This is a genomic window from Faecalicatena contorta (assembly GCF_003149105.1).
GTDB classification, from domain to species: Bacteria; Bacillota; Clostridia; order Lachnospirales; family Lachnospiraceae; genus Muricomes; species Muricomes contortus_C.
On sequence record NZ_QGDS01000001.1, the window covers coordinates 321,127 to 344,922 of the forward strand.

Below are 23,796 nucleotides of genomic sequence, written 5' to 3' on the forward strand. Positions count from 1 at the left end.
TAGGAGGATGATGTTATGTTAGAAATACTAAACGGGGTACCAGAGGCATTTGCCGAGGTGAAGGGATCGGAACAATTTCCTGACGTACATGGAATGGTGTATTTTTTTGGAGTGCATGGAGGAACTATCGTGATGGCGGAGATTTACGGGCTGCCTGACATAGAGCAACAGTACTTAGGTAAATTCTTTGGCTTTCATATTAATGAAGGAAGTGACTGTGCCGGAATTCTAACAGACCCATTTGCAGATACGTGGACAGATTACAACCCGGACTTTGCAGATCATCCACAGCACGCAGGAGATCTTCCGGTGCTTCTTTCCTCCCACGGTTCGGCATGGATTGCTGTATATACCGGCAGATTCTTTCCCGATGATGTGATTGGCAGGACTGTAATAATTTATGATCAGCCGGATGATTACAGGACCCAGCCATTTGGGGATGCTGGTGAAAAAATAGCATGTGGGGAAATCCAAGCGTGGGGAACTTAGTTTAGAACTCCATTGGGCGGATAAATGTAAAAACCCCGGCTCCTAATAAAAAGCATTTAGATGGAGCCGAGGTTTTTTTCTGTGTATCCTTCAGGGATACCGCACATGGTACATTTGTTTTTACCAGAAAGCTTAGCCTCATACAGAGACGTGTCTGCCAGCCTGTAGATAGTTTGAAAATCTACATTCTGATTTCGGAATAAGACTGCACCGATACTGCAGGAAGATTCTACGGAAAGACTTAGCATGGCCTGACATATCTCGTACTGCAGTATATCACATTTCTTTTTCAGGGAATCCTCTGAATCTCGGAAATCTTTGATCAGCACCATAAATTCGTCACCGCCGATACGGCCAACGATGTCTGTAGAACGAAAAGATTTAAAAAGTAATTTCCCTACGCCCTCTAAAACCTGGTCACCAATGTCATGACCAATACGATCATTGATATTTTTAAAATCATCAAGATCTAGAAAAAGCAGGGCACAAAAGTGATTTGTATTCAGCTCAAGATACTTTTGGATTGCATCCTCACAGGACTTTTTATTCAAAATTCCAGTTAGTGAATCTGTCATGCTCAAATGAATATAACGGGTACATACACAATGGTCCTCAACGCGCGACTTTAGTATAATATGGTTTGCCGTAAAAGCAAGTACAAGACCTAATATGGAAATAAAAATATCATTTGTAACGGCAATCGGGTCCTTTACTAGATTTATTAAAATAATATATATAATTTCTACAATAAATAGGATGGAAAAGGTCTGCCAAAATGGGAAAATAAAGCACACAGAAAATGCAACATAAACGAGCGGCAAAAACACACCTTGCGCATTTGAGTAGGGAAAAACATCTATGTAAATCACAAAAGCGAAAGTAAACAGTTCAAATAGAAGACAGAGTGCCGTAATAACCTGTTTGCTCCTATTATTTGACTTTAAATATTTAGAAGAAACAGTGAAAAAAATCATGGCAGCCGGAAGAGGTAAGAGGTGTGTCAAAGTAATAGGCACCTCTTTGGAAAGAACAAGAATAACAGCATAGAAAAGAAACAGCAGAACCAAAATGATTAAGCTGACAAGTTTTAAAACCTCTAAATTCTTTTGTGCTGCTTCAACCCCCGCAGTCAGAAAATACTTCTTTTTCTGTTCATAGTCCTTTTTTAGCCCGGTAATAAAATATAGACACATAAGACGGAGTTTCTCCCATAAATTGTGTGGTTTCTAAGGTTTATACTTAGTTCATTATATTGTTTCTTTGTGGGGAGTGCAACAATTAAAGCATACAAAATTTCGCCATTTTCTGTCATAACTTGACTTGTGGAAAAATTTTATTTACAATAACATCCAGCAGATAAAAAAGGAGCAAATATGGAAACAGAAAAAGAATGTGTACTCTTATTTGCAGGAACATCAGAAGGAAGAGAGCTTGCGGAATATTTAAGCGGGCTTCCTCTTGTCACATATATCAGTACAGCAACAGAATATGGGATGGAGTGCGTAGAGAATATTCCCAATATCAGGGGAGTCTGGGGGAGGATGGATGAAGAGGCAATCGGCAAGTTTATTACAGAACAGAAAGTGGATTTTGTGATAGATGCCACTCATCCTTATGCCAGGATTGTGACAGAGAATATTAAAAAGGCCTGCTTTGTACACCAGACTGAATATTTTCGCTGTCTTCGGGAAGAAAGCGGAGGTATTACCAGGGAAATATATGAGAATATAGTGAGTGCAGGCTCCGTGGCAGAAGCGGTAGAATATTTGAAAATACAGACAGGAAGAATTTTTATTGCCACAGGGAGCAAAGAATTAAAGCTATACACAGCAATTGAAAACTATAAAGAAAGATGTTATGCCAGAGTTCTCTCTACAAAAGAAGCAGTGGAGGAAAGTATGGCCCTTGGTTTCCAGGGGGCTCACCTGATTGCTATGCAGGGTCCCTTTTCAAAAGAACTCAATACAGCCATGTTAAGGCATACAGATGCAAAATATTTTGTGACAAAAGAATCCGGGAAAGCAGGCGGCTTTGAAGAAAAACTAGAAGCTGCTAAAGAGCTTGGAGTGACGCTGGTAGTCATAGGCCGGCCGGCCGAGACCGGGAGCAGTATAGAAGAAGTAAAACAATATATTCAGAATATTCTGAAAACGAAGAGCAGAAGGGTCAGTCCCTTTTGAAAAGGGACTGACCCCTTCATTGCATAATGCTGTGGAGTGTGGTAGAATTTATAAAGCGAGGTGAAGAGATGGAAAATGGTTTAATCCATATTTACTGCGGTGATGGAAAGGGCAAGACAACAGCCGCCACGGGACTGGCAATCCGTGCAGCAGGATGTGGTATGAAGATATTGTTTGCCAGGTTCCTGAAAAATGAGATTTCCGGTGAACTGCGTATTTTAGATGCAGTTCCTGAAATAGAAGTTCTCCATCTGAAAAAGTCATTTGGTTTTTATAATACACTCAGCCAGGAGGACAAGCGGCTGGCGGGAGAATTATATGGCCAGCTTTGGGATACGATTATGCAGAAAGTTGAAACAGGCAGCTATGATTTACTGGTTATGGATGAATTTATGGCGGCTTATAATTATGGTCTCGTCAGGCATGAAAAGGCGCTTGAGTTTTTTAGGTGTAAACCGGCGGGGCTGGAGGTGGTTCTGACCGGAAGGAATCCTTCTGCGGAATTAATCGAGGCTGCTGATTACGTATCAGAGATTCAGAAAATCAAACACCCCTTTGATCAGGATATAAGAGCAAGAAGGGGAATTGAATTCTAGTTACATTGTAAAAATGAAGTATGTAATGCAGATTTCACTCTGCAATTACATAGATAAGTCCAGATTTGGCATACAATTTAGGAGAAGGGGAAGCAGGTGTGAATCCTGCACAATACCCGTTGCTGTATTGGAAGAATGGTATTCCATGATGTCACTGTAAGATTACTTATGGGAAGGCGGAATACTGTGTTGAGGCCTAAGTCAGAACACCCACTTTTAAATGAATCTGGATGGTTACGGGGATATGACCGGGTGTTATGCTGCGAATCTCAATCGATTTTGTGGTATACCTGGAATATTTCAGAAAACAATATCACAAAAGGAGAGAGAAACATGTCAAAAAAAGAAAAAATTCTATTCAGGGCAGCCATAGCCTTTGCGCTTATGTTTGCCGTCACACCGGCAGTGAATGCAATGCACATTATGGAAGGCTATCTTCCGGTAAAATATTGTATTGCATGGGGCGCTATCTGTGTTCCATTTCTGGTTGCCGGGGTTATTTCCCTAAAAAAGAGAGTAGCGGAAAACCGTAAAGCCATTACATTAATTGCGATGTCAGGGGCCTTTATTTTCGTACTGTCTTCCTTGAAAATCCCATCTGTAACGGGGAGCTGCTCCCATATGACCGGAACAGGTCTGGGTGCCATCCTGTTTGGACCTGCCGCGGTTAGTATTTTAGGTATTATTGTACTGTTGTTCCAGGCAATCCTGCTGGCACACGGCGGATTGACTACATTGGGAGCGAATACATTTTCTATGGCAATTGCAGGGCCGCTTTTATCTTTTGGAATCTATATGCTTTGCAAAAAATTGAAAGTAAACCGGAAAGTCTCTGTGTTTCTGGCAGCTTTTTTGGGAGATTTGTTTACATATTGTGTGACAAGCGTCCAGCTTGCACTGGCGTATCCGTCTGAGGCAGGTGGTGTGGGAGCCTCCGCTGTGAAATTCCTTGGAGTATTTGCACCAACACAGCTTCCACTCGCTGTGATTGAAGGGATTCTCACGGTAATCATTGTTATGGCAATGGAATCTTATGCAAAACCAGAGCTGAAGGCAATCGGATTCTTAAAGGAGGCAAGGTAAGATGAGTAAAAATAAAAAGACAGCCGTTGTGCTGCTGATTTTAGTAGTTTTAATTGCAGTTATACCTTTATTTGCACTAAAAGGAGCTGAATTTGGCGGCTCTGATGACGCTGGAAGTGTTATGATAGAGAAAATACAAGGGGAGTACACCCCCTGGTTTACTCCGGTACTGGAGACTGCACTTGACGGAGAACTTCCCGGAGAAGTAGAAAGTCTGATATTCTGTGTTCAGACAGGTATTGGCGTGGGAATCATTGCCTTTATTATGGGTCGTTTTGTAGAACGGAAAAAATGGCAGAGTATGGAGTAATAGAGGCATACATGGAGAAAGGGAGACAGTATGATTGTAGTGGATAAGCTTTGTTATCGCTCAAAGCTAAGATATGTAAATGCAAGTGAAAAGTTTGCCTTTTCTATTCTGACTCTGTTGTTCTGTGTAGTGAGCCGTTCTCTTGTTATTGCAGGCATTGTATTTGCTGTGAATAGTTATCTGACGGTACAAAAGGGGAAAATACCGGGGCTTTTGTATGCCAGGCTTCTTACAATCCCCTTTGTATTCCTGATAATGAGTACTCTTGCTATTATTATCAATATTTCAAAAATCCCACTGGATGCTTATGCAATTCCAGTGGGCAGCTTTTTTATCACAGGCAGCTTTCAATCATTGCTGTTTGGTATACAGTTAATTGCAACGGCCATGGCAAGTGTGTCCTGCTTGTATTTTTTATCCCTGAATACAACAATGACAGATTTTCTGAGTGTCTTATTGAAACTCCGCTGCCCGAAAATCCTGGCAGAGCTGATGCTTCTCATTTACCGGTTCATCTTCGTATTGCTGGAGACAGCCTCGGCTATTATGGTATCCCAGAAATCCAGGCTTGGCAACAAAGACCTGAGGACATCCCTTGATTCCTTCGGGAAAATGGGTGCAGGGCTTCTGCTCCGTGCCTTCTGGCGTTCCAATGCCCTTTACGATGCAATGGAATCCCGGTGTTATGATGGGGAAATTCGGGTTCTGGAAGAAGAATATCCGGCGAGAAGAGCTGAAATTGCAGCAATCGCCGCATTTGAACTGGTTTTGCTGGGAATTACAATATGGAGGAAAACCTTATGAGTACAGCAGAACAGGATATTATTATAGAAGTAAAAAACGTCTATTTTTCTTACGAAGAGGGAGGTCCGGATTCACTGGACAATGTCAGCCTGAAAATAAGAAGAGGTTCAAAGGTTGCATTTATGGGGGCTAATGGATGCGGAAAGTCTACATTCTTCCTATGCTGTAATGGCATACATAAACCCTGTAAAGGAACCATTTTATTCAATGGAAAGCCTGTTGATTATTCAAAAAGAGGACTGCTGGATTTACGCGGAAAAGTAGGGATTGTATTTCAGGACCCGGACAACCAGTTATTTTCCGCCAGCGTCTATCAGGAAATTTCATTTGGCGCCTTGAATATGGGGATGGGGCCAGAAAAAGCAAAAAAGGAAGTAGAAGAAGTTATGGACTATCTGGAAATTACACCTTTTCGCGACCGCCCCACCCATGCTTTAAGCGGAGGACAGAAGAAACAGGTTTCCATTGCTGATATCCTGGTGATGCATCCCGATGTCATGATATTGGACGAGCCTGGGGCTGCCCTGGATGCCAAACATACAAAAAAAGTAAATGAAATAGTGGATAAACTGGCAGAAGAGGGGATAACCATACTGATGGCAACCCATGATGTTGATTATGCACTGTCATGGGCAGACGAGATTATACTAATGCATGAGGGAAAAGTACTTCTTCAGGCAGATCCGGTGACAGTCTGTACGAATGTGGAAGCCCTGACAATGACAAACCAGGAGGAACCGGCTGTACTTAGGCTGTTTAGACAGCTTTGCAGTAAAGGAGTTTTAAAACAAGACTTGAAGCCTCCTGTAAGTATGAAGGAACTGGAGAGTTATATTGAGCAAACAGGGAAGTAAAGAGGAAACATCTATGTCACTAAGGCTTGAAAAGACCAGGCCTAAGTGACATAAGCAATCATGGAGGTATAGAATGGAAAAGGGAACGGGCAAGAAAGGAATATTAACAGTAAGCTTTGGAACAAGCCATTTGGATGCTCTGGAAAAAAATATCGTACCGGTTGAAAAACAGATACAGGAGATATTCCCTGAATATCCCTTATACAGGGCGTTTACAAGCCAGATGATCATCAGGAAATTGAAAAAGACGGAAGATTTATTTATTTGCAGTGTGAAGGAAGCCATGGAAAAGATGGCTGAAGATGGAATAGAACAAGTAATTGTCCAGCCGACCCACATCATCAATGGAATTGAGAATGATAAAATGCTCAGTGATTTGATGGAATATGCGGGCAGATTCCGTAAAATCAGTGTAGGAAAACCACTGCTGACCAGTGTAGAAGATTACAAAAAGTCTATTCATGCAGTGATGGCAGAGGTGTCCCTGGAGGAAGGGGAAGCTTTGGTCCTTATGGGACATGGAACGGATCATCACGCAAATGCAGCATACCCTACATTGGAATATACATTTCATTCCTTGGGATACAACCAGGTGCTTATAGGAACGGTAGAAGGATTCCCTGATCTGAAAAATGTCATGAAAAAGCTGGAGATTTCGGGAAACAGAAAGGTGACGCTGATGCCCTTTATGATTGTAGCAGGGGATCACGCCAAGAATGATATGATTGGGGATGAGGATTCCTGGAAGGCTCAGCTTTCAGATGCCGGATATGTGGTAAAGGCTATTCTGAAAGGTCTGGGAGAAATGAAAGGAATACGGAATATATTTATAGAGCATATTGAGGCAGTTCTCTAAAGCACATACTTTAAAAGAAAAGCAGGGAAAGGAGGCATCTGCATGAAAAGATTTTCAAAGAGTGAAAATCAAAGCCCGCTTATATGGAAAAACCAGAAACAGCTCCGTTTAGGCTACACAACAGGAAGCTGTGCGGCAGCCGCAGCGAAAGCAGCAGCATATATGCTTCTGTCAGGGCAGACTCTTATCCAGGTTTCCCTGCATACTCCAAAGGGAATTACCTTATATCTGGATGTGGAACATATTGAAAAAGACAAGAACTCTGTAAGCTGTGCAATTCAAAAAGACAGTGGGGATGACCCGGATATTACGGACGGAGTGTATGTTTATGCCAAAGTAATAAGGCGGGAAGGAACAGGCCTCCTGCTGGACGGGGGAGAAGGTGTTGGAAGAGTTACCAAAAAGGGGCTTGAACAAGACATTGGGGAAGCTGCAATTAATAAGGTTCCGCGTCAGATGATTTTAGATGCTGTTGATGAGCAGCGGAAGCAGTTTGGTTACGAGGAAGGACTGGAGATTTTGATCTCCATCCCGGAAGGGCGAAGGCTGGCCGGGAAGACTTTTAATCCGAGGCTGGGTATTGAAGGCGGTATTTCTGTACTTGGGACAAGCGGGATTGTGGAGCCTATGAGTGAAAAGGCACTGACAGACACGATATACCTGGAAATGAAGGTTCTAAAAGAAAATGGCCATGACTGGTGTTATGTAGTTCCTGGAAATTACGGAAGTGATTTTCTGACAGAAACCTTAGGATATGAAGGTGCACTGTCTGTGAAATCCAGCAATTATATTGGAGAAACCATTGATGCGGCTGTCAGCCTGGGTATGCAGGGAATCCTCTTGGTTGGGCATATAGGCAAACTTGTTAAACTGGCGGGGGGCGTGATGAATACCCACTCCAGACAGGCAGACTGCAGAATGGAGATCTTTGCCGCTCATGCAGCGATGGCAGGGGCTCTCACTGGGGATGTGAAGAAAATTATGGAATGCATCACAACCGCAGAGGCGGTAGACTTTTTAAAAAGTCAGGGCATTTTGAATCAGGTAATGGAGTCGATTACAAAGCGGGCAGATTTTTATTTAAAACAACGTGCAGGCAGCGGACTGAAAATCGGTGCGATTATATTTTCAAAAGAAGAAGGTATTCTTGGTGAAACAGAAGACACCAGAGTGCTGTTGAAGGAGATTGGAAGGGAGAAGATATGAGACAGGGAATATTTTACGGAGTAGGCGTAGGGCCGGGAGACCCAAAACTGATGACTCTGAAGGCAGTAGAGATTATCCGGGACTGTGATGTGATAGCTCTGGCAGTCTCCAGCCCGGATTTGAAAGAAGCCATATATGAAGAGGAAGACGCGGTATGTGCCAACCCAGATTACCTGGAAAAATGTGTGGCTTATCAGATTGCGCTTCCGGAGATTCCTGAAATTGCCTACAAAGCAAAGCTTTATCTTCCTATGCCTATGATAAAAGAAAAACAGCAGTTAAAAGAAATTCACAATCATTGTGCGGACAAGACAGAAGAGATTTTGCAGGCGGGGAAAGATGTTGCTTTTATTACACTGGGAGATCCCAGTATATATTCCACTTGTCTTTATGTGCACAAACGTCTGAAAAGCAGGGGATGCGAAACGATGCTGGTTCCTGGAATTCCATCTTTCTGTGCAGCTGCGGCAAAGGTGAATACGGGGCTGGCAGAAAACCGGGAGGAGCTGCATATCATTCCGGCATCTTATGGGATTGAAGAAAGTCTCGAATTGCCGGGAACAAAAATTCTGATGAAGGCAGGAAAAAAGATGCCTTATGTGAAACAAATAGTAAAAGAAAAATCATTGCAGGTACAAATGGTAGAAAACTGCGGAATGCCGGGGGAAAAGGTTTACCATCATGTGGACGAAATTCCGGATGGGGCAAGCTATTATTCATTGATTATGATAAAGGAGAGCAATTAGATGATTGTATTCGTTGGAGCCGGACCAGGGGCCGAGGACTTAATTACAGTGCGGGGGCAGAATTATTTACAGGAGGCGGATATTATTATTTATGCAGGCTCCCTTGTAAATCCGAAGCTGCTGGATGCGAAGAAAGAGGACTGCACCGTATATAACAGTGCCCGGATGACGCTGGAGGAAGTTTTGGAAGTAATGGTCAGGGGAGAACGGGAAGGGAAAAGAGTGGTCCGTCTCCACACAGGGGACCCCTGTCTGTATGGTGCTATAAAAGAGCAGATGGATGCTTTGAAGCAGGAGGGGATTTCTTATGAAATCTGCCCCGGCGTCAGCTCTTTCTGCGGAGCAGCGGCGGCTTTAGAGGCGGAATATACGCTCCCCGGCATCTCCCAATCTGTTGTGATTACCAGAATGGCAGGGCGGACTCCGGTGCCGGAGCGGGAATCTATACGCGGCTTTGCAGCACATCAGACGACAATGGTGATTTTCCTGAGTACCGGAATGCTTGCAGACCTGTCAAAGGAGTTGACGGCAGGCGGATATCCGGGGGATACCCCGGCAGCGATTGTATACAAGGCAACCTGGCCGGAAGAGAAGGTGTGCCGGTGTACCATTGACAGTCTGGAGGCAACTGCTGAGAAAGAAGGGATCACAAAAACGGCACTGATTGTAGTAGGACGTGTTTTAGATGGTGAATATACAAGATCCGAACTATATAATCCTGCTTTTACGACGGAATACCGCAAAGCAAGTAAAGAGGTGAAAAGCAATGAGTAAGGTTTATGTGATAGGTCTGGGGCCGGGAGCGGACAGACAAATGACTCTGGAGGCAGTGGCAGCATTGGATAGGTGTCCGGTAATTGTAGGATATACAGTTTATGTAGACTTGATCAAAACAGAATACCCAGACAAAACATATCTGACTACTCCTATGACACAGGAAGTGAAACGCTGTCAGATGGCACTGGAGGAAGCTGTTAAGGGACAGGATGTAGCCATGGTCTGCAGCGGAGATGCAGGAGTTTATGGTATGGCTGGCCTGATGTACGAAACAGGGGTACAGTATCCCGATGTGGAGATTGAGATTGTACCGGGGATTACTTCTGCCACTGGAGGGGCGGCGGTACTGGGAGCGCCCCTTATGCATGATTTTGCAGTTATCAGCCTGAGTGATTTGCTGACACCCTGGGAGAAGATTGAGAAAAGATTAAAAGCGGCTGCTATGGCTGATTTTGTTATTTGTCTTTACAACCCATCCAGTAAAAAGCGGCGGGATTATTTAAAAAAGGCTTGTGAATGTATGCTGGAATATAAGCGTTCGGAGACAGTCTGCGGCATGGTACGTAATATCGGCAGAGACGGAGAATCTCACAGAATCTTGACTTTAGAAGAATTAAAGGATGCGGAAGTAGATATGTTTACTACAGTATTTGTCGGAAATGAGCAGACAAAACAAATGAATGGAAAAATGGTAACACCAAGGGGATACCAGAATGTATAGAGAAAAGCAAATCGTATATCTTACCGGAATCGGGATGGGCAATGAAAAGTCCATGACAGAGGAGGCTAGAGGAATTTTCAGGAATTGTGACTGTATTATCGGTGCAGGCCGGATGACAGATGCGCTGCAATCCTTTGGAAAACCTATGTTTTCTTCCTATAAGCCGGATGAGATTCACAGGTTTTTAAAAGAGCATATAGAATATGGGAACATAGCAGTTGCACTTTCTGGTGATCCAGGGTTTTACAGCGGTGCAAAAAAGCTGGAAAAAGAGCTTTCTGATTATCGTGTGCATACCATACCAGGGATTTCCACAGTGGCGTATCTGGCGGCAAAACTGGGGATATCCTGGGAGGATGTGAAGCTTGTCAGCATTCATGGGAGAAAACAGAATTTTATTCATGCCATTTCTACCCATGAGAAAACATTTCTCCTGCTTAGCGGCGGAGAGAACAGTGAGGAAATTTGTAAAAAAATACAGCATTACAATCTGGGGCATGTTGATTTCTATATCGGAAAGTACCTTTCTTATGAAAAGGAAGAAATACTGCATAAAAGCGGTGCCCAGCTTCTCCCGGAAGATTTCGAAGGGCTGGCAGCGGCATATGTATTGAACCCCCGTGCTGACAGGAGAATTCACTGGCATATAGAGGATGAAGAATTTATCCGGGGGAAAGTTCCAATGACAAAAGCAGAAGTTCGAAGCATCAGTATTGGAAAACTTGGGCTGCAGGAAAAGTCAGTACTTTATGATGTGGGTGCTGGAACTGGCTCTGTCAGCATAGAGGCTGCCTTACAGGATGAAACCATAAAGGTGTATGCAGTGGAAAAGAACCCGGAAGGAACTGAATTAATCAGGCAGAACCGACAGAAGTTTTGCTGTGACCAGGTGGAACTGGTTGAGGGAACCGCTCCTGAGGCACTTTTGCCGCTAGAGGCCCCTACCCATGTATTTATCGGAGGAAGCTCGGGGAATTTGAAGGAAATTCTGTATGTGGTACGAGAGAAAAATCCCAATGTAAAAATTGTACTAAATGCCATATCTCTTGAGACTGTAAGAGAAACGATGGAAGCCATAGAGGAAGGACTTCTCACAGATCCGGAGATTATCCAGATTTCAGTTTCAAAGTCACGGAAACTGGGGGCATATCATATGATGACCGGACAAAATCCCGTCTATGTTATTTCGAGTTAGGAGGCAACTTATGGGAATTCCAAGCTTTATGATTGCCGCAGCGTCAAGCGGAAGCGGTAAAACCGTAATATCCTGCGGCTTAATGGCGGCTTTCCGGCAGAGCGGACTGAAGGTTGCTGCCTGCAAATGCGGACCGGATTATATTGATCCTATGTTCCACAGGGAAGTGCTGGGGATTGATTCTGAAAATCTGGACTTGTTCTTTTACGGGAAAGAGATACTGGAGGAGCTATTTGAGAGACATGCAGAAAATGCAGATATCACAATGATTGAAGGCGTCATGGGCTACTATGACGGCATGGCCTTAGCTTCGGAAAAAGCCAGCTCTTATGACGTGGCAAGAACATTGAAGACACCTGTAATTCTGGTGGTTTCCTGTAAGGGTGCTGCATTGTCTGTCCTTCCGGTTATCCAGGGAATGATAGGATTTAAAGAGGATAGTAATATATGCGGGATTCTCCTAAACCGGGTATCGTCTATGCTATATCCCAAAATGAAGCAGATGATTGAAGAGGGGTTGGCACAGGCAGGATATGCAATCCCTGTGATTGGTTACGTTCCTGAACATCCTGTCTTCGGTTTGGAGAGCAGGCATCTGGGTCTGGTAACGCCTCAGGAAATTAGCAGTATACGGGAAAGGCTGGAAGAAGCCGGAAGACTCCTAAGTGAAACGGTGGAACTGGATACCCTTCTCTCTATTGCCGCCTGCTCGAAGGCAACGGAAAATAGAAAAGGATTTTCTCAGAAGAATTCAAAAGACAACGGAGACGTTGAGGAAGGAATATTGAGGGAGAAAAAGACTGTAAGAATTGCCGTTGCACAAGATGAGGCTTTTTGTTTTTACTATAAAGATAACCTTCAGTTTTTGCAAAATGAAGGCTGTGAATTGGTTGAATTCAGCCCCTTACATGACAATTTCCTGCCAGAAGACATTCAGGGAATGATTCTGGGCGGAGGATATCCAGAGCTGTATACCAAAGATCTGGAAAGAAATGTGTCCATGCGTTCCTCTATAAAGGAAGCTATCCTGGGGGGACTTCCCTGTCTGGCAGAGTGCGGGGGATTTATGTACCTGCATGAAGAAATGGAAGATGACAAGGGGAGTTTCCGGCAGATGACAGGTGTATTTCCCGGAAAAGCATTTCACACCGGAAAGCTGGTACGGTTCGGCTACATAGAAATAGAGGCGCAGAAAGAAGGGGCTTTTCTGAAAAAGGGAGAGAAGCTAAGAGGACATGAATTCCACTACTGGGACAGCACGGACAACGGAAAAGACTGTATTGCTGTAAAGCCAGACAAACGGAGAAGCTGGGAATGTATCCATATGGAGGGAAATCTGTTTGCAGGCTATCCCCATATTCATTTTTACTCTAATCTGGAGTTTGCCCGGCGGTTTATCCTGGAAGCAAAAAAGGAGAGGCAAGATGACAGCAAAATACAATAATATAACCTTGGAAATTATAAAGGGAAAAATTCATCCCGCTGATGCAAAAAGTATGACAGAGGCCAGGCACCGCTGGATATCTGTTGCAAAACCTTTGTTTTCCTTGGGAAAGCTGGAGGATGTAGTCATACGTATAGCCGGTATGAAGGGAAATCCAGAGTTCAGCCTGAAGAAAAGAGGGCTTATCATTATGTGCGCAGATAACGGAGTCGTGGAGGAAGGTGTGACCCAGACTGGGCAGGAAGTCACCGCAGCCGTAGCAGATAACTTTACGAAAAGGGCGGCAAGTGTGGTCATTATGAGTGAGGTTGCTCAAGTGGATGTATTTCCGGTGGACATTGGCATGGCAGTGGATGTCCCCTCGGTGACGAAGGCAGGGCAAAAAATAGCTTACGGCACGAAAAATATGGCAAAAGAGCCTTCCATGACAAGAAATGAGGTATGGCAGGCAATTGAAACAGGAATCCGTATGGTGGAAGAATTAAAAAAACAGGGCTATGACATTCTGGCAACGGGAGAGATGGGGATTGGAAATACTACAACAAGCAGCGCTGTGGCAGCCGTACTTTTAGAAAAACCGGTGGAGGAAGTAACTGGGAAAGGCGCTGGGCTTACTGGTGAAGGGCTGGAGAAAAAAATCAAGGTTATTAAACAGGCCATTTCTATGCATCAGCCTGATAGGGAGGATGTACTGGATGTATTGGCGAAAGTAGGCGGTTTGGATATTGCGGGACTTACGGGTGTCTTTTTAGGGGGAGCCATGTGCCGCCTTCCGGTGGTTATGGATGGTTTTATCTCGGGCGTTGCAGCCCTCTGTGCTGCCAGGCTGGCACCTGATTCCAGAGATTACATGATAGCATCACATATTTCCAGAGAGCCGGCAGGCCAGATGCTTTTAGATGCATTAGATATATCACCCTTTTTAACCTGTGACATGTTTCTAGGGGAAGGAAGCGGGGCAGTCGCTGTGTTTCCCCTATTGGAAATGGGCTTGCAGGTTTATCTCCAAATGAGCACATTTGAGGAGACTGGGATTGAAAAGTATGAAGTATTGAAGTGAAAAGTAAGGAAGAGAAAAGAGGAAGCTTATGTATCTGCTCAGATCCTGTGCAATTGCAATTTCTATGTATTCCAAAATCCCCATGCCCCGTGTAGACTGGGATGAAAAAAATTTGAGATATGTAATGTGCTTTTTCCCCCTTGTAGGGGTGGTTCTTGGAGGACTGGAAATTTTCTTGGGCGGCCTGCTTCTCAAGTCTGGTTTCGGACCTTTGTTCTTTGGAGCAGTGATGACCCTTTTACCGGTCCTGGTAACAGGCGGCATCCACATGGATGGTTTTATGGACACCATGGATGCCCTAAGTTCCTACGGAGACAGGGAGAAAAAACTGGAAATTCTGAAAGATCCTCATGCCGGAGCGTTTGCCATTCTTGGAATGTGCTGTTATTTCCTGTGGAGCGTGGCACTGTGGAGTCAGGTTACAATGGAGATGCTTCCGGTGATTGGCTGTGGATATATGCTTTCCCGTTCCATAAGCGGATTTTCAGTTGTGATGTTTCCATCTGCAAAGGACAGTGGGCTGGCGAAGACATTTCAAGATGGAGCCCAGAAAAAAACAGTGCGTATTACAATGCTGGTATATATTGCGTTTCTTGCAGTACTGATGCTTTCGCTGGATTTAAAGGGAGGGGCAGCCGCACTTTTTTCAGCAGGCCTTGTGTTTCTTTATTACTGCCATATCTGCAAAAAGCAGTTTGGCGGAATTACCGGAGACCTTGCCGGATATTTTCTGCAGCTTTGTGAGCTTGGTATGTTGACCGGGATTGTTTCGATAGGAGGTTTTTTATGGAGATTGTAATGATACGTCATTTTCAGACTCAAGGGAATTTGGAAAAGAAATATATTGGCAGAACGGATGAGTCTTTAGCTGAGACCGCAGACTTAATGCATCTGGTTGAAAAACGGAAAAAGGACTGCCGGAATGTAGACAGAGTAGCGGCAAGCCCCATGCGGCGCTGTATACAGACGGCCGAACTTTTATTTCCCGGAAAAAACTCTGTATTATATGACAAAATGCGGGAATGTGATTTTGGGACCTTTGAAGGAAGAAATTTTGAGGAACTAAAGCACATGCCTGATTATAAGGGATGGCTGGATTCCGGAGGAACCCTTCCCTTTCCAGAGGGGGAAAGTCCCAGGGAATTCCAGGCACGGTGTGTGGAAGGCTTTTCAGAGGCTGTAAATCTATGGATTGAACAGGAGGCAAAGAAGGCTGCCCTAGTTGTGCATGGAGGTACAATTATGGCGGTACTCTCCTGGCTTGATGTTGAAGGCAGAGAATTCTACTACTGGCAGACAGAAAATGGCGGGGGTTACCGTATTGCTTTGGACGAACAGGCCTGGCAACAGGGGCAGAAACAATGCAGGGAGATACAGAAATTATGATGTCACTAATGGCCTGTGGGACAGGATTTATATTAGACTTTTTATTCGGAGATCCGGCATGGCTTTATCATCCGGTCAGACTTATTGGCAGATGGATTGCTTTTTTCGAAAAGCAGGCACGGAGAATATGCGGGGGGAATCCGGGAAAACTTTTGACGGCAGGTGGAGTCATCTGTTTCCTTGTCCTTGTCCTTTCCTTTGGCATTCCCTGCATTCTGCTGTACGCCGCAGGACGTATTCATCCGGTTCTTCGGTTTGGCCTGGAAAGTTTTTGGTGTTATCAGCTTTTGGCAGTAAAATCCCTAAAACAGGAAAGCCGGAAGGTCTATTCACAAATACAAAAGGGTGATTTGCCTGGAGCAAAAAAGGCAGTGTCCATGATTGTGGGAAGAGATACGGAACCTCTGGATGAAACAGGTGTGATTAAAGCTGCGGTAGAGACCGTGGCGGAAAACACTTCCGATGGCGTGACCGCCCCTTTGCTTTTCATGATGATTGGCGGCACTCCCCTTGGTTTTTTTTACAAAGCAGTGAATACCATGGATTCAATGATTGGCTACAAGGATGAAAAATACCTGTATCTGGGAAGAGTGGCTGCGAAACTGGATGATATCCTGAATTATATTCCCGCCAGGATTTCTGCTGTATTGATGATTGGGGCAGCTTATCTGTTGGGAATGAACGGCAAAAATGCCTGGTTTATTTACCGGAGAGACAGAAGAAACCATGCAAGCCCCAACTCTGCACAGACCGAAGCCGTATGTGCAGGAGCATTGGGAATACAACTGGCAGGAGATGCTTTTTACTTTGGAAAACTATATAAAAAGAAATGTATTGGAGATGCTCTCCGCCCCGTGGAGGTAGAAGATATTGTCAGGGCGGGCAGATTGCTGTATGGGACTGCAATTTTATCCTTTCTTTCTTTTGGAGTAGCAAAGCTGCTGATTATGGCAGCCATACAGCAGATAATATAGGTGAAGAAACACCCATGTCACTAAGGTGGGAAAGGACCCCACCTAAGTCGACAGGATGTACTTTGCAGCTAAGGTTTGAAAAGACCAAACCTGCCTTATTGAACATTAGTAGTTCAATAAGTATAAGTTGCATAAGCAGGAGGAATATAATGGATTATGTACATGGCGGAGATATTTACACTTATGAAGGAATGATTGACTTTTCCATAAATGTGAATCCTTTTGGGCCAAGTCCGTCTGTGATAGAGGCGGCATACCAGGCGATGAAAACAATAGGGTCTTACCCCGACAGCCGGTGCAGAAAATTGAGACAGGCCCTGGAATCAGCCCTTCAGGTTCCCCAGAACACGCTTGTATTTGGAAATGGCGCCGCAGATTTGATATTTTCTCTTGTTTTTGCAGAAAAACCAAGAAAAGCATTGCTGACAGCGCCTTCCTTTCTTGAGTACGCACAGGCTCTTGAGGCGGGGGGATGTGAAGTCTGCTACCACTATTTGAAGGAGGAAAAGAACTTTCAGTTGGATGAGAACTATCTGGAGATGCTGACAGAGGATATAGATATAATTTTTCTTTGTTCCCCTGACAATCCCACAGGGAATCTGATTGAGAGATCCCTGCTCTGTAAAATAGCAGAAATATGTGAGAAGCAGGGAATCCGCATGGTGCTGGATGAATGTTTTTACGAGTTCTTGGAAGATACAGAAGATGTCTTGTCCCACACAGAAATCTGGACATATCCTCACTTGTTTCTCCTCCGGGCTTTTACAAAGATGCATGCGATGCCGGGACTTCGGCTGGGATATGGGATTACTGCGGATCAGACATTGATTGGTGAGATGGAGAAGGTAAGGCAGCCATGGAGTGTTTCCGCTCCGGCACAGGCTGCAGGTATTGCTGCACTGGGCGAAGCGGAAAGAATGAAGAAAACAGTCACTTTTGTTATTGAGGAACGGAAAACTTTGGAGAAAGAACTTGGAAGAATAGGAGTTAGGTATTTTCCGTCCTCAGCTAATTATATGCTTTTGAAAAGTAGTTATGATTTATTTACATTGCTGAAGCAGAGAAAGATCCTGATACGGGATTGCAGCAATTATGAGGGTCTGGAAAAAGGCTTTTACCGGGTAGCGGTGAAGAGGCGGGAAGAAAACTGTCTGCTGGTGCAGGCATTGGAGGAAATTATACATGGCTAAAGTAATCATGATACAGGGGACGATGTCTAATGCAGGAAAGAGCATACTAACAGGAGGATTGTGCAGGGTTTTCCGCCAGGATGGTTTTCGGGTTGCGCCTTTTAAATCCCAGAATATGGCACTTAATTCCTTCATCACAGAGGAAGGACTGGAAATGGGAAGAGCCCAGGTGATGCAGGCAGAGGCTGCAAAAACCAAACCTTGTGTAGCCATGAATCCGATCCTTTTAAAACCAACCAATGATACCGGCTCCCAGGTCATTGTAAATGGAGAAGTGACGGGTGTGATGTCCGCTGCCCAGTATTACAGGCATAAAAAGGAATATATACCTGAAATCCTGAAAGCATATCGCAAGCTGGAAGAGGAATACGATATTATAGTCATCGAAGGAGCCGGCAGTCCCGCAGAAATCAATTTAAAGAAAGACGATATTGTCAACATGGGACTTGCCGGGCTTGTAGATGCCCCCGTCCTTCTTGTAGGGGATATTGACAGGGGTGGTGTATTTGCCCAGATTGTAGGGACTATGATGCTTTTGGAGGAAAAGGAGCGGGAGAGAATCAAAGGCGTGATTATAAACAAATTCCGCGGTGATAAGGAAATCCTGCGTCCGGGGCTGGAAATGCTGGAGGAAAAAATACATGTTCCGGTAACTGGCGTTATACCTTATTTTTATTTAGATATTGAGGATGAGGACAGTCTGAGCGGGCGGTTTGATAAAAGAGAAGCGAAAGGGATTCTGGATATTGCGGTAATCCGCACTCCCCGTATTAGCAATTTTACAGATTTTATGGCCTTAGAATGTATGGAAGGGGTTACTTTACGCTATGTGTCCTCACTGAAAGAATTTGGGAACCCGGATGCAGTGATTGTACCGGGCAGCAAGAATACGATGGCGGATTTGCTCTGGATGCGGCAGAGTGGTCTGGAAGCAAAAATCATCCGGCACAGCGGGGCAGGAAAACTGGTCTTTGGTATCTGCGGAGGATATCAGATGCTGGGGGAAGAAATCATAGATCTGGCTGGGGTGGAGCGTAAAGGTGCTGTTAAAGGTATGGGACTCCTGCCGGTGCGCACCGTGTTTGAGCCACAGAAGACCAGAACCAGAGTGACAGGAAGATTTCAAAATATGAGCGGAATCCTAAGCTGCTTTAACCAGGTGGAAATAGAAGGTTATGAAATTCATATGGGGACCACCAGTTTTACGAATGAAGGCAGTCATATTCTTTCTTTAAAAGAAGGTGTGCAGGGAGAAGGCTGCAAATTGGACGGAGCAGCAAAGGAAAATGTCTGCGGATGCTATGTACATGGAGTGTTTGACCGCTCTGAAGCGGCGGCGGCTTTTACCAGAGTTCTATTGAAACAAAAAGGGCTGAAGCCTGATGCTGTCAAAGCGGTGAACTTGTCTGCATACAAAGAGGCGCAGTATGATAAATTGGCAGAGGTTATCCGGGAAAACCTGGATATGAAGGAAATCTATACCATCTTGGATAGGGAAACATCCATGTGACTAAGGCGTGAAAATACCCCGTCTAAGTCCACAGGATATACTTTGCCACTAAGGCTTGAAAAGACAAAACCTAAGTGGCATAAGCAGAAAGGAGAACGTGGATCATGAAGTCGGTCATTCGTATAGGAAGCCGGGAGAGCCGGCTGGCTGTTATTCAGGCGGAAATAGTGAAAAAGAGGATTCAGAAGTATCACCCGGAAATTCAGGTGGAGTTGGTGACTATGAAAACCACAGGAGATAGAATCCTGGATAAAAGCTTGGAACTCATTGGAGGAAAGGGGCTTTTTGTAAAAGAGCTGGATCAGGCGCTGATAGAGGGCCGGATTGATCTTTCTGTCCACAGTCTCAAGGATATGCCTATGGAGATTCCCGAGGACCTTCCCATCCTTGCCTTTACAGAGAGGGAAGATCCACGGGATGCATTGATTTACCGTCCCGGATTGTGTGAGATTCCTGACAGGGGTGTGATTGGTACTTCAAGCAGGCGCCGGATGCTGCAAATGAAAAAGCTCTATCCTTCCTGTACGTTCCGGGGAATCCGGGGAAACGTACAAACCCGGTTAAGGAAGCTTACAGAAGAAGGTTATGACGGTACGGTTCTTGCGGCGGCAGGTTTGAAGAGGCTGGAAATGGAGTCGGTAATAGGACGTATCTTTGAAGTGGAGGAAATAGTTCCGGCGGCAGGGCAGGGAATCCTGGCTGTACAGGGAAGAAAAGGAGAGAACCATAGTTACCTGGAATGTGTGCAGGATAAAAAGAGTGAGGCGGAGGCACTGGCTGAGCGGGAATTTGTTGCTGCACTGGACGGCGGGTGTTCTTCTCCGGTGGCAGCACACGCTCGGGTTTTAGGCGGTGAAGTGAAGCTTACCGGCCTGTATTACCGGGAAGAAGATGATACTTACCTGACTGCCGTAAGAATAGGAGAAGTCCAAAAAGCCCGGCAGCTTGGAGCTGAGTTAGCGGAAATAATGAAATATTCATGTAACTAAAATTTGCGAAAGCAGGTATAAGCATCAGAATTAAGACGGAGGACTGAGATGGAAAAAAAAGGAAAGGTCTGGCTGGCAGGTGCGGGACCAGGGGACGCGGGACTTCTGACTGTGAAGACAAAACAGTTGATGGAGAAAGTAGAGGTAATTGTATATGATGCTTTAATCAGTACAGAGATACTAAGCCAGATTTCGGATGATAAGGAATTGGTTTATGTGGGAAAACGCTCCGGAAGTCATTCTGTCTCTCAGAAGGAGATTAATGAAATTTTACTTGAGGAAGCGCAGAAAGGGAAGATGGTACTCAGATTGAAAGGGGGAGACCCTTTTATCTTCGGACGGGGAGGGGAGGAATTGGAGCTTCTTGTAAAGCATCAGATTCCCTTTGAAGTTGTACCTGGAGTCACATCGGCTGCAGCGGTACCTGCTTATGCCGGAATCCCGATTACTCACAGAAACTATGCTTCTTCCTTTCATGTTATTACCGGACATACAAAGGAAGGCGGCGCTGGCAGAATAGACTATGATTCTCTTGTAAAAATCCAAGGTACGCTGGTTTTCCTGATGGGCATTTCTTCCATGGAGGAGATTCTAAAGGGACTTTTGGATGCAGGTATGGATGAGGATACTCCTGCAGCAGTGCTGGAAAAAGGGACATTAGCCACCCAGCGCCGTGTAGTCTCCACCATAACGCAGCTTCCCGGGGCAGCAAAGCAAAGCAACATCGGGACTCCTGCCATCCTCCTGGTAGGAGAGGTCTGTGCATTGGCAGAAGCCTTTCACTGGGCGGAGGACAGGCCCCTGGGAGGAAAGCAGATTCTGATTACCCGGCCAAGACAGAATAGCTCCCGGCTTGCAGAAAAGCTCAGAAGCCTGGGTGCCCAGGTTATTGAACTTCCTTCGATTGTGACAGAGGCCATTTCTCCAAATCCGGCTTTGGAGGAAGTGTTTGCACATTTCGGAAACCGGGCGGAGGAGGAATGGCTGGTATTCACAAGTCCCATTGGTGTTCAAGTATTCTTTGAGCAGATGGTGAGGCAAAAGATGGATATGAGAAACATCCTTGAAAGGGCCGCAGAGGTGAAGTTTGCAGCCATCGGTTCCGCTACAGAAAGAGCATTGAATACTTATGGATTCCATGCGGATCTGGTTCCTAATGTTTATTGTGCCGGCAGCCTGGGGAAGGAGCTGGCAGATACGGCCGCCCCGCAAAGCCAGGTGACCGTTGTCCGGGCGGCAGATGGTTCGGAGGAATTGATTCCGCCGCTGGAAACGGCGGGGATTACGGTAGAAGATATTCCTCTGTATCATACGCATTACAAAACCCACAGCCACATACGTGAGCAGATATCGGGCCTTTTTCATGCTGGGGAAATTCATGCTGTGACATTTACCAGTGCATCTACAGTCCGTGGGTTTGTGAAAGGAATGGAGCTTGAGGAATATAAAAATATCCTGGCAGTCTGCATTGGAGAACAGACGGGGCAGGAAGCAACAAAATATGGTATGCAGGTCCGGATTGCAAAACAGGCCACGATTGACAGTATGATTGAGCTGCTTGGGCAGGAATTGGAAATGAAACATCCATGTGACTAAGGCTTGAAAAGACCAAGCCTTAGTGGCATTAGCATAGTAAAGAAAGGAGGAGGGCTGATGCAGGGGTATATTGGAAAACGAATAGGGATGAGCATTCTTTCTCTTTTTATGCTTGTGACAGTTGCTTTCTTCCTGACTAGAATGATGCCGGGAAGTCCTTTCCAGAATGGAAACGTGTCAGAAGATATTTTAAGATCTATGGAAAAGGAGTATGGGTTGGACAAGCCGGTGACGGAACAGTACCAGACTTATCTTAAGAATCTTTTGCATGGAAATCTGGGTGTTTCATTTAAAAAGCCGGAGGTGACTGTAACAGAGGTAATCGTCCGTACATGGCCTATTACAGCATCATTAGGAGGACTTGCAATTCTGACAGCTGCACTCTTCGGTACAGTGTTTGGCATCTGGCAGGCTTCTTCTAAAAGGTTCATTGTGAAAGGCGGCATTTTTCTTGGAACTATGTTGGGGACGGGGATTCCCAACTTTGTAGTCGGACTGCTTCTGATGCTTTTCTTTGGAGTCAGGCTAAAGCTTTTTCCTATTGCCGGGCTGACAAGTCCGCAAAGCTATATACTTCCTGTTATTTCACTGGCAGTTTATCCGTCTGCAGTGATTGCAAGGCTGGTACAGAATACCTTCCGGGTAGAAATGGAACGGGATTATGTGACAATGGCAAGAGCAAAGGGAATTGGGTTCCGGCAGACCGCCTTAACCCATATTCTGAAGAATGCATGGATCCCGGTTCTGAATTACCTTGGCCCGGCGGCTGCCTTTCTTTTAACCGGGAGTTTTGTAGTGGAAAGTATCTTTACCATTCCGGGACTGGGACGTGAATTTGTAAATTCCATTGGAAACCGGGATTATACAATGATATTGGGATTGACTGTGTTTATGGGAATTACAGTTATTGTAATCAATCTCTTCACAGACTTACTCTCTGCATGGCTGGATCCCAGAATAAGGAGGTCCCTTCGATGAAAGCATTATATCGGGAAAATCTTTTGCTTATGACAGGCACTATTCTGCTGGCAGTGATTATTTTACTGGCTATATTGGTGCCGGCTTTTTCCCCTTATTCTTATCAGGCCCAGGATGTAAATATCCAGAATTCCGGCTCTTCATTTTTTCATATATTTGGCACCGATAAGTTTGGCAGGGATATTTTTGTGAGAGTCTGGTACGGGACCAGAATCAGCCTTCTTGTAGGGATTGGAAGTGCCCTGATATGTGGTACATTGGGGATTTTATATGGAAGTATTGCAGGATATGCAGGAGGCAAAGCTGATATCCTTTTAATGCGTCTTGCTGACGTCATAGATTCCATTCCTTCTTTACTTTACGTGATTTTGATTATGCTGGTATTGGGTGCAAATGTGGGAAGTATTCTTTTGGGAATCTGTATTTCAGGCTGGATTGAACTTTCCCGGGTTGTGAGAGGGGAAGTAATGCGGCTTAAAAATCAGGAGTTTTGTATTGCAGCAAGGATGGCAGGAGCCAGACCAGGCAGAATATTAAGGCGGCACCTCCTGCCAAACGGGTTAGGACCTGTCATTGTAAATGTGACCTTCCTGGTTCCAAAAGCCATTTTCACAGAGGCATTTTTAAGCTTTGTAGGCGTAGGTATATCTGCACCCGCCGCCAGCCTGGGGACTTTGATTCAGGAGTCCAGGAGTCAGATGCTGGTTTACCCCACCCAAATGCTGTATCCTGTTTTAGTCCTTTGTATTCTGATTTTGTCCATGAACCTGATAGGAGCGGGACTAGAGCGCAGAAATTAGTGAAACATCCATGTGACTAAGGCATGAAAGTACCCCGCCAAAGTCCACAGGA

At 44.9% G+C, this 23,796-nt stretch carries 25 protein-coding genes and 1 riboswitch; of the genes, 24 read left to right on the forward strand and 1 reads right to left on the reverse strand.

All coding sequences use genetic code 11. The annotated features are described in order from the left end of the window. Positions 1-15: 15 nt before the first annotated feature. The gene (locus A8805_RS01565; protein ID WP_109708444.1) at positions 16-489 is read left to right on the forward strand and encodes a superoxide dismutase family protein; all 474 of its coding nucleotides are present in this window, start codon (positions 16-18) and stop codon (positions 487-489) included. Between the two features lie 56 nt (positions 490-545). On the opposite strand, the gene A8805_RS01570 is transcribed toward A8805_RS01565, so the two are convergent. Continuing rightward, positions 546-1,682, reverse strand: a complete 1,137-nt coding sequence (locus A8805_RS01570; protein WP_109708445.1) for a GGDEF domain-containing protein — start codon at positions 1,680-1,682, stop codon at positions 546-548. A 180-nt stretch (positions 1,683-1,862) separates the two neighbouring features. Here A8805_RS01570 and cobK point away from each other — a divergent pair, with 180 nt between their 5' ends. From cobK to A8805_RS01685, 23 genes are all read left to right on the forward strand, one after another. Further along, a complete protein-coding gene (gene cobK, locus A8805_RS01575; RefSeq protein WP_109708446.1) occupies positions 1,863-2,669 on the forward strand; it encodes a precorrin-6A reductase in 807 nt (268 codons plus the stop codon). Positions 2,670-2,737: 68 nt separating this feature from the next. Then, on the forward strand, positions 2,738-3,265 hold the full coding sequence (locus A8805_RS01580) for a cob(I)yrinic acid a,c-diamide adenosyltransferase (protein ID WP_109708447.1): 528 nt from the start codon (positions 2,738-2,740) through the stop codon (positions 3,263-3,265). Positions 3,266-3,303: 38 nt separating this feature from the next. Then, positions 3,304-3,498, forward strand: a riboswitch (cobalamin riboswitch). Between the two features lie 100 nt (positions 3,499-3,598). Continuing rightward, positions 3,599-4,348: an energy-coupling factor ABC transporter permease gene (locus tag A8805_RS01585; RefSeq protein WP_109708448.1), complete on the forward strand. Its 750-nt coding sequence runs from the start codon at positions 3,599-3,601 to the stop codon at positions 4,346-4,348. A gap of 1 nt (position 4,349) precedes the next feature. Further along, complete coding sequence (locus A8805_RS01590; RefSeq protein WP_109708449.1) at positions 4,350-4,658, forward strand: energy-coupling factor ABC transporter substrate-binding protein; 309 nt, start codon at positions 4,350-4,352, stop codon at positions 4,656-4,658. A 30-nt stretch (positions 4,659-4,688) separates the two neighbouring features. Continuing rightward, positions 4,689-5,462 carry a cobalt ECF transporter T component CbiQ gene (gene cbiQ, locus A8805_RS01595; RefSeq protein WP_109708450.1) on the forward strand — a complete coding sequence of 258 codons (774 nt, stop codon included), beginning with the start codon at positions 4,689-4,691 and terminating at the stop codon, positions 5,460-5,462. Beyond that, positions 5,459-6,316 (forward strand): energy-coupling factor ABC transporter ATP-binding protein, encoded by an 858-nt coding sequence (locus A8805_RS01600; RefSeq protein ID WP_109708451.1) that lies wholly within the window; start codon positions 5,459-5,461, stop codon positions 6,314-6,316. Before cbiQ ends, A8805_RS01600 begins: the two co-directional genes overlap by 4 nt. A gap of 73 nt (positions 6,317-6,389) precedes the next feature. Further along, a complete protein-coding gene (locus A8805_RS01605; protein ID WP_109708452.1) occupies positions 6,390-7,172 on the forward strand; it encodes a sirohydrochlorin cobaltochelatase in 783 nt (260 codons plus the stop codon). A 42-nt stretch (positions 7,173-7,214) separates the two neighbouring features. Further along, positions 7,215-8,378 (forward strand): cobalt-precorrin-5B (C(1))-methyltransferase CbiD, encoded by a 1,164-nt coding sequence (gene cbiD, locus A8805_RS01610; protein ID WP_109708453.1) that lies wholly within the window; start codon positions 7,215-7,217, stop codon positions 8,376-8,378. Continuing rightward, entirely contained in the window at positions 8,375-9,124 is a 750-nt protein-coding gene (gene cobI / locus A8805_RS01615; RefSeq protein ID WP_109708454.1) for a precorrin-2 C(20)-methyltransferase, read from the forward strand. The genes cbiD and cobI overlap by 4 nt, the downstream gene beginning before the upstream one ends. Next, the gene (cobM, locus tag A8805_RS01620) at positions 9,125-9,898 is read left to right on the forward strand and encodes a precorrin-4 C(11)-methyltransferase (protein ID WP_109708455.1); all 774 of its coding nucleotides are present in this window, start codon (positions 9,125-9,127) and stop codon (positions 9,896-9,898) included. Further along, positions 9,891-10,622, forward strand: a complete 732-nt coding sequence (gene cobJ / locus A8805_RS01625; RefSeq protein WP_109708456.1) for a precorrin-3B C(17)-methyltransferase — start codon at positions 9,891-9,893, stop codon at positions 10,620-10,622. Before cobM ends, cobJ begins: the two co-directional genes overlap by 8 nt. Beyond that, positions 10,615-11,817, forward strand: coding sequence for a precorrin-6y C5,15-methyltransferase (decarboxylating) subunit CbiE (gene cbiE, locus A8805_RS01630; RefSeq protein WP_109708457.1), 1,203 nt, complete (start codon positions 10,615-10,617; stop codon positions 11,815-11,817). The genes cobJ and cbiE overlap by 8 nt, the downstream gene beginning before the upstream one ends. 10 nt (positions 11,818-11,827) lie before the next feature. Further along, complete coding sequence (locus A8805_RS01635; RefSeq protein ID WP_109708458.1) at positions 11,828-13,261, forward strand: cobyrinate a,c-diamide synthase; 1,434 nt, start codon at positions 11,828-11,830, stop codon at positions 13,259-13,261. Next, positions 13,242-14,321 (forward strand): nicotinate-nucleotide--dimethylbenzimidazole phosphoribosyltransferase, encoded by a 1,080-nt coding sequence (cobT, locus tag A8805_RS01640; RefSeq protein ID WP_181392710.1) that lies wholly within the window; start codon positions 13,242-13,244, stop codon positions 14,319-14,321. Before A8805_RS01635 ends, cobT begins: the two co-directional genes overlap by 20 nt. Before the next feature lie 28 nt (positions 14,322-14,349). After that, a complete protein-coding gene (locus tag A8805_RS01645; protein ID WP_109708459.1) occupies positions 14,350-15,120 on the forward strand; it encodes an adenosylcobinamide-GDP ribazoletransferase in 771 nt (256 codons plus the stop codon). Continuing rightward, positions 15,108-15,707: a histidine phosphatase family protein gene (locus tag A8805_RS01650; RefSeq protein WP_109708460.1), complete on the forward strand. Its 600-nt coding sequence runs from the start codon at positions 15,108-15,110 to the stop codon at positions 15,705-15,707. Before A8805_RS01645 ends, A8805_RS01650 begins: the two co-directional genes overlap by 13 nt. Then, positions 15,704-16,681, forward strand: a complete 978-nt coding sequence (gene cbiB, locus A8805_RS01655) for an adenosylcobinamide-phosphate synthase CbiB (protein WP_109708793.1) — start codon at positions 15,704-15,706, stop codon at positions 16,679-16,681. The genes A8805_RS01650 and cbiB overlap by 4 nt, the downstream gene beginning before the upstream one ends. Positions 16,682-16,830: 149 nt before the next feature. Beyond that, positions 16,831-17,871: a pyridoxal phosphate-dependent aminotransferase gene (locus A8805_RS01660; protein ID WP_109708461.1), complete on the forward strand. Its 1,041-nt coding sequence runs from the start codon at positions 16,831-16,833 to the stop codon at positions 17,869-17,871. Further along, positions 17,864-19,381 carry a cobyric acid synthase gene (locus A8805_RS01665; RefSeq protein WP_109708462.1) on the forward strand — a complete coding sequence of 506 codons (1,518 nt, stop codon included), beginning with the start codon at positions 17,864-17,866 and terminating at the stop codon, positions 19,379-19,381. Before A8805_RS01660 ends, A8805_RS01665 begins: the two co-directional genes overlap by 8 nt. A 104-nt stretch (positions 19,382-19,485) precedes the next feature. After that, positions 19,486-20,370: a hydroxymethylbilane synthase gene (gene hemC, locus A8805_RS01670; RefSeq protein WP_109708463.1), complete on the forward strand. Its 885-nt coding sequence runs from the start codon at positions 19,486-19,488 to the stop codon at positions 20,368-20,370. 48 nt (positions 20,371-20,418) lie between these two features. After that, positions 20,419-21,966 (forward strand): uroporphyrinogen-III C-methyltransferase, encoded by a 1,548-nt coding sequence (gene cobA / locus A8805_RS01675; protein ID WP_109708464.1) that lies wholly within the window; start codon positions 20,419-20,421, stop codon positions 21,964-21,966. Positions 21,967-22,023: 57 nt separating this feature from the next. Next, positions 22,024-22,944, forward strand: coding sequence for an ABC transporter permease (locus A8805_RS01680; protein ID WP_109708465.1), 921 nt, complete (start codon positions 22,024-22,026; stop codon positions 22,942-22,944). Then, positions 22,941-23,744 (forward strand): ABC transporter permease, encoded by an 804-nt coding sequence (locus A8805_RS01685; protein WP_242992221.1) that lies wholly within the window; start codon positions 22,941-22,943, stop codon positions 23,742-23,744. Before A8805_RS01680 ends, A8805_RS01685 begins: the two co-directional genes overlap by 4 nt. Positions 23,745-23,796 lie beyond the last annotated feature (52 nt).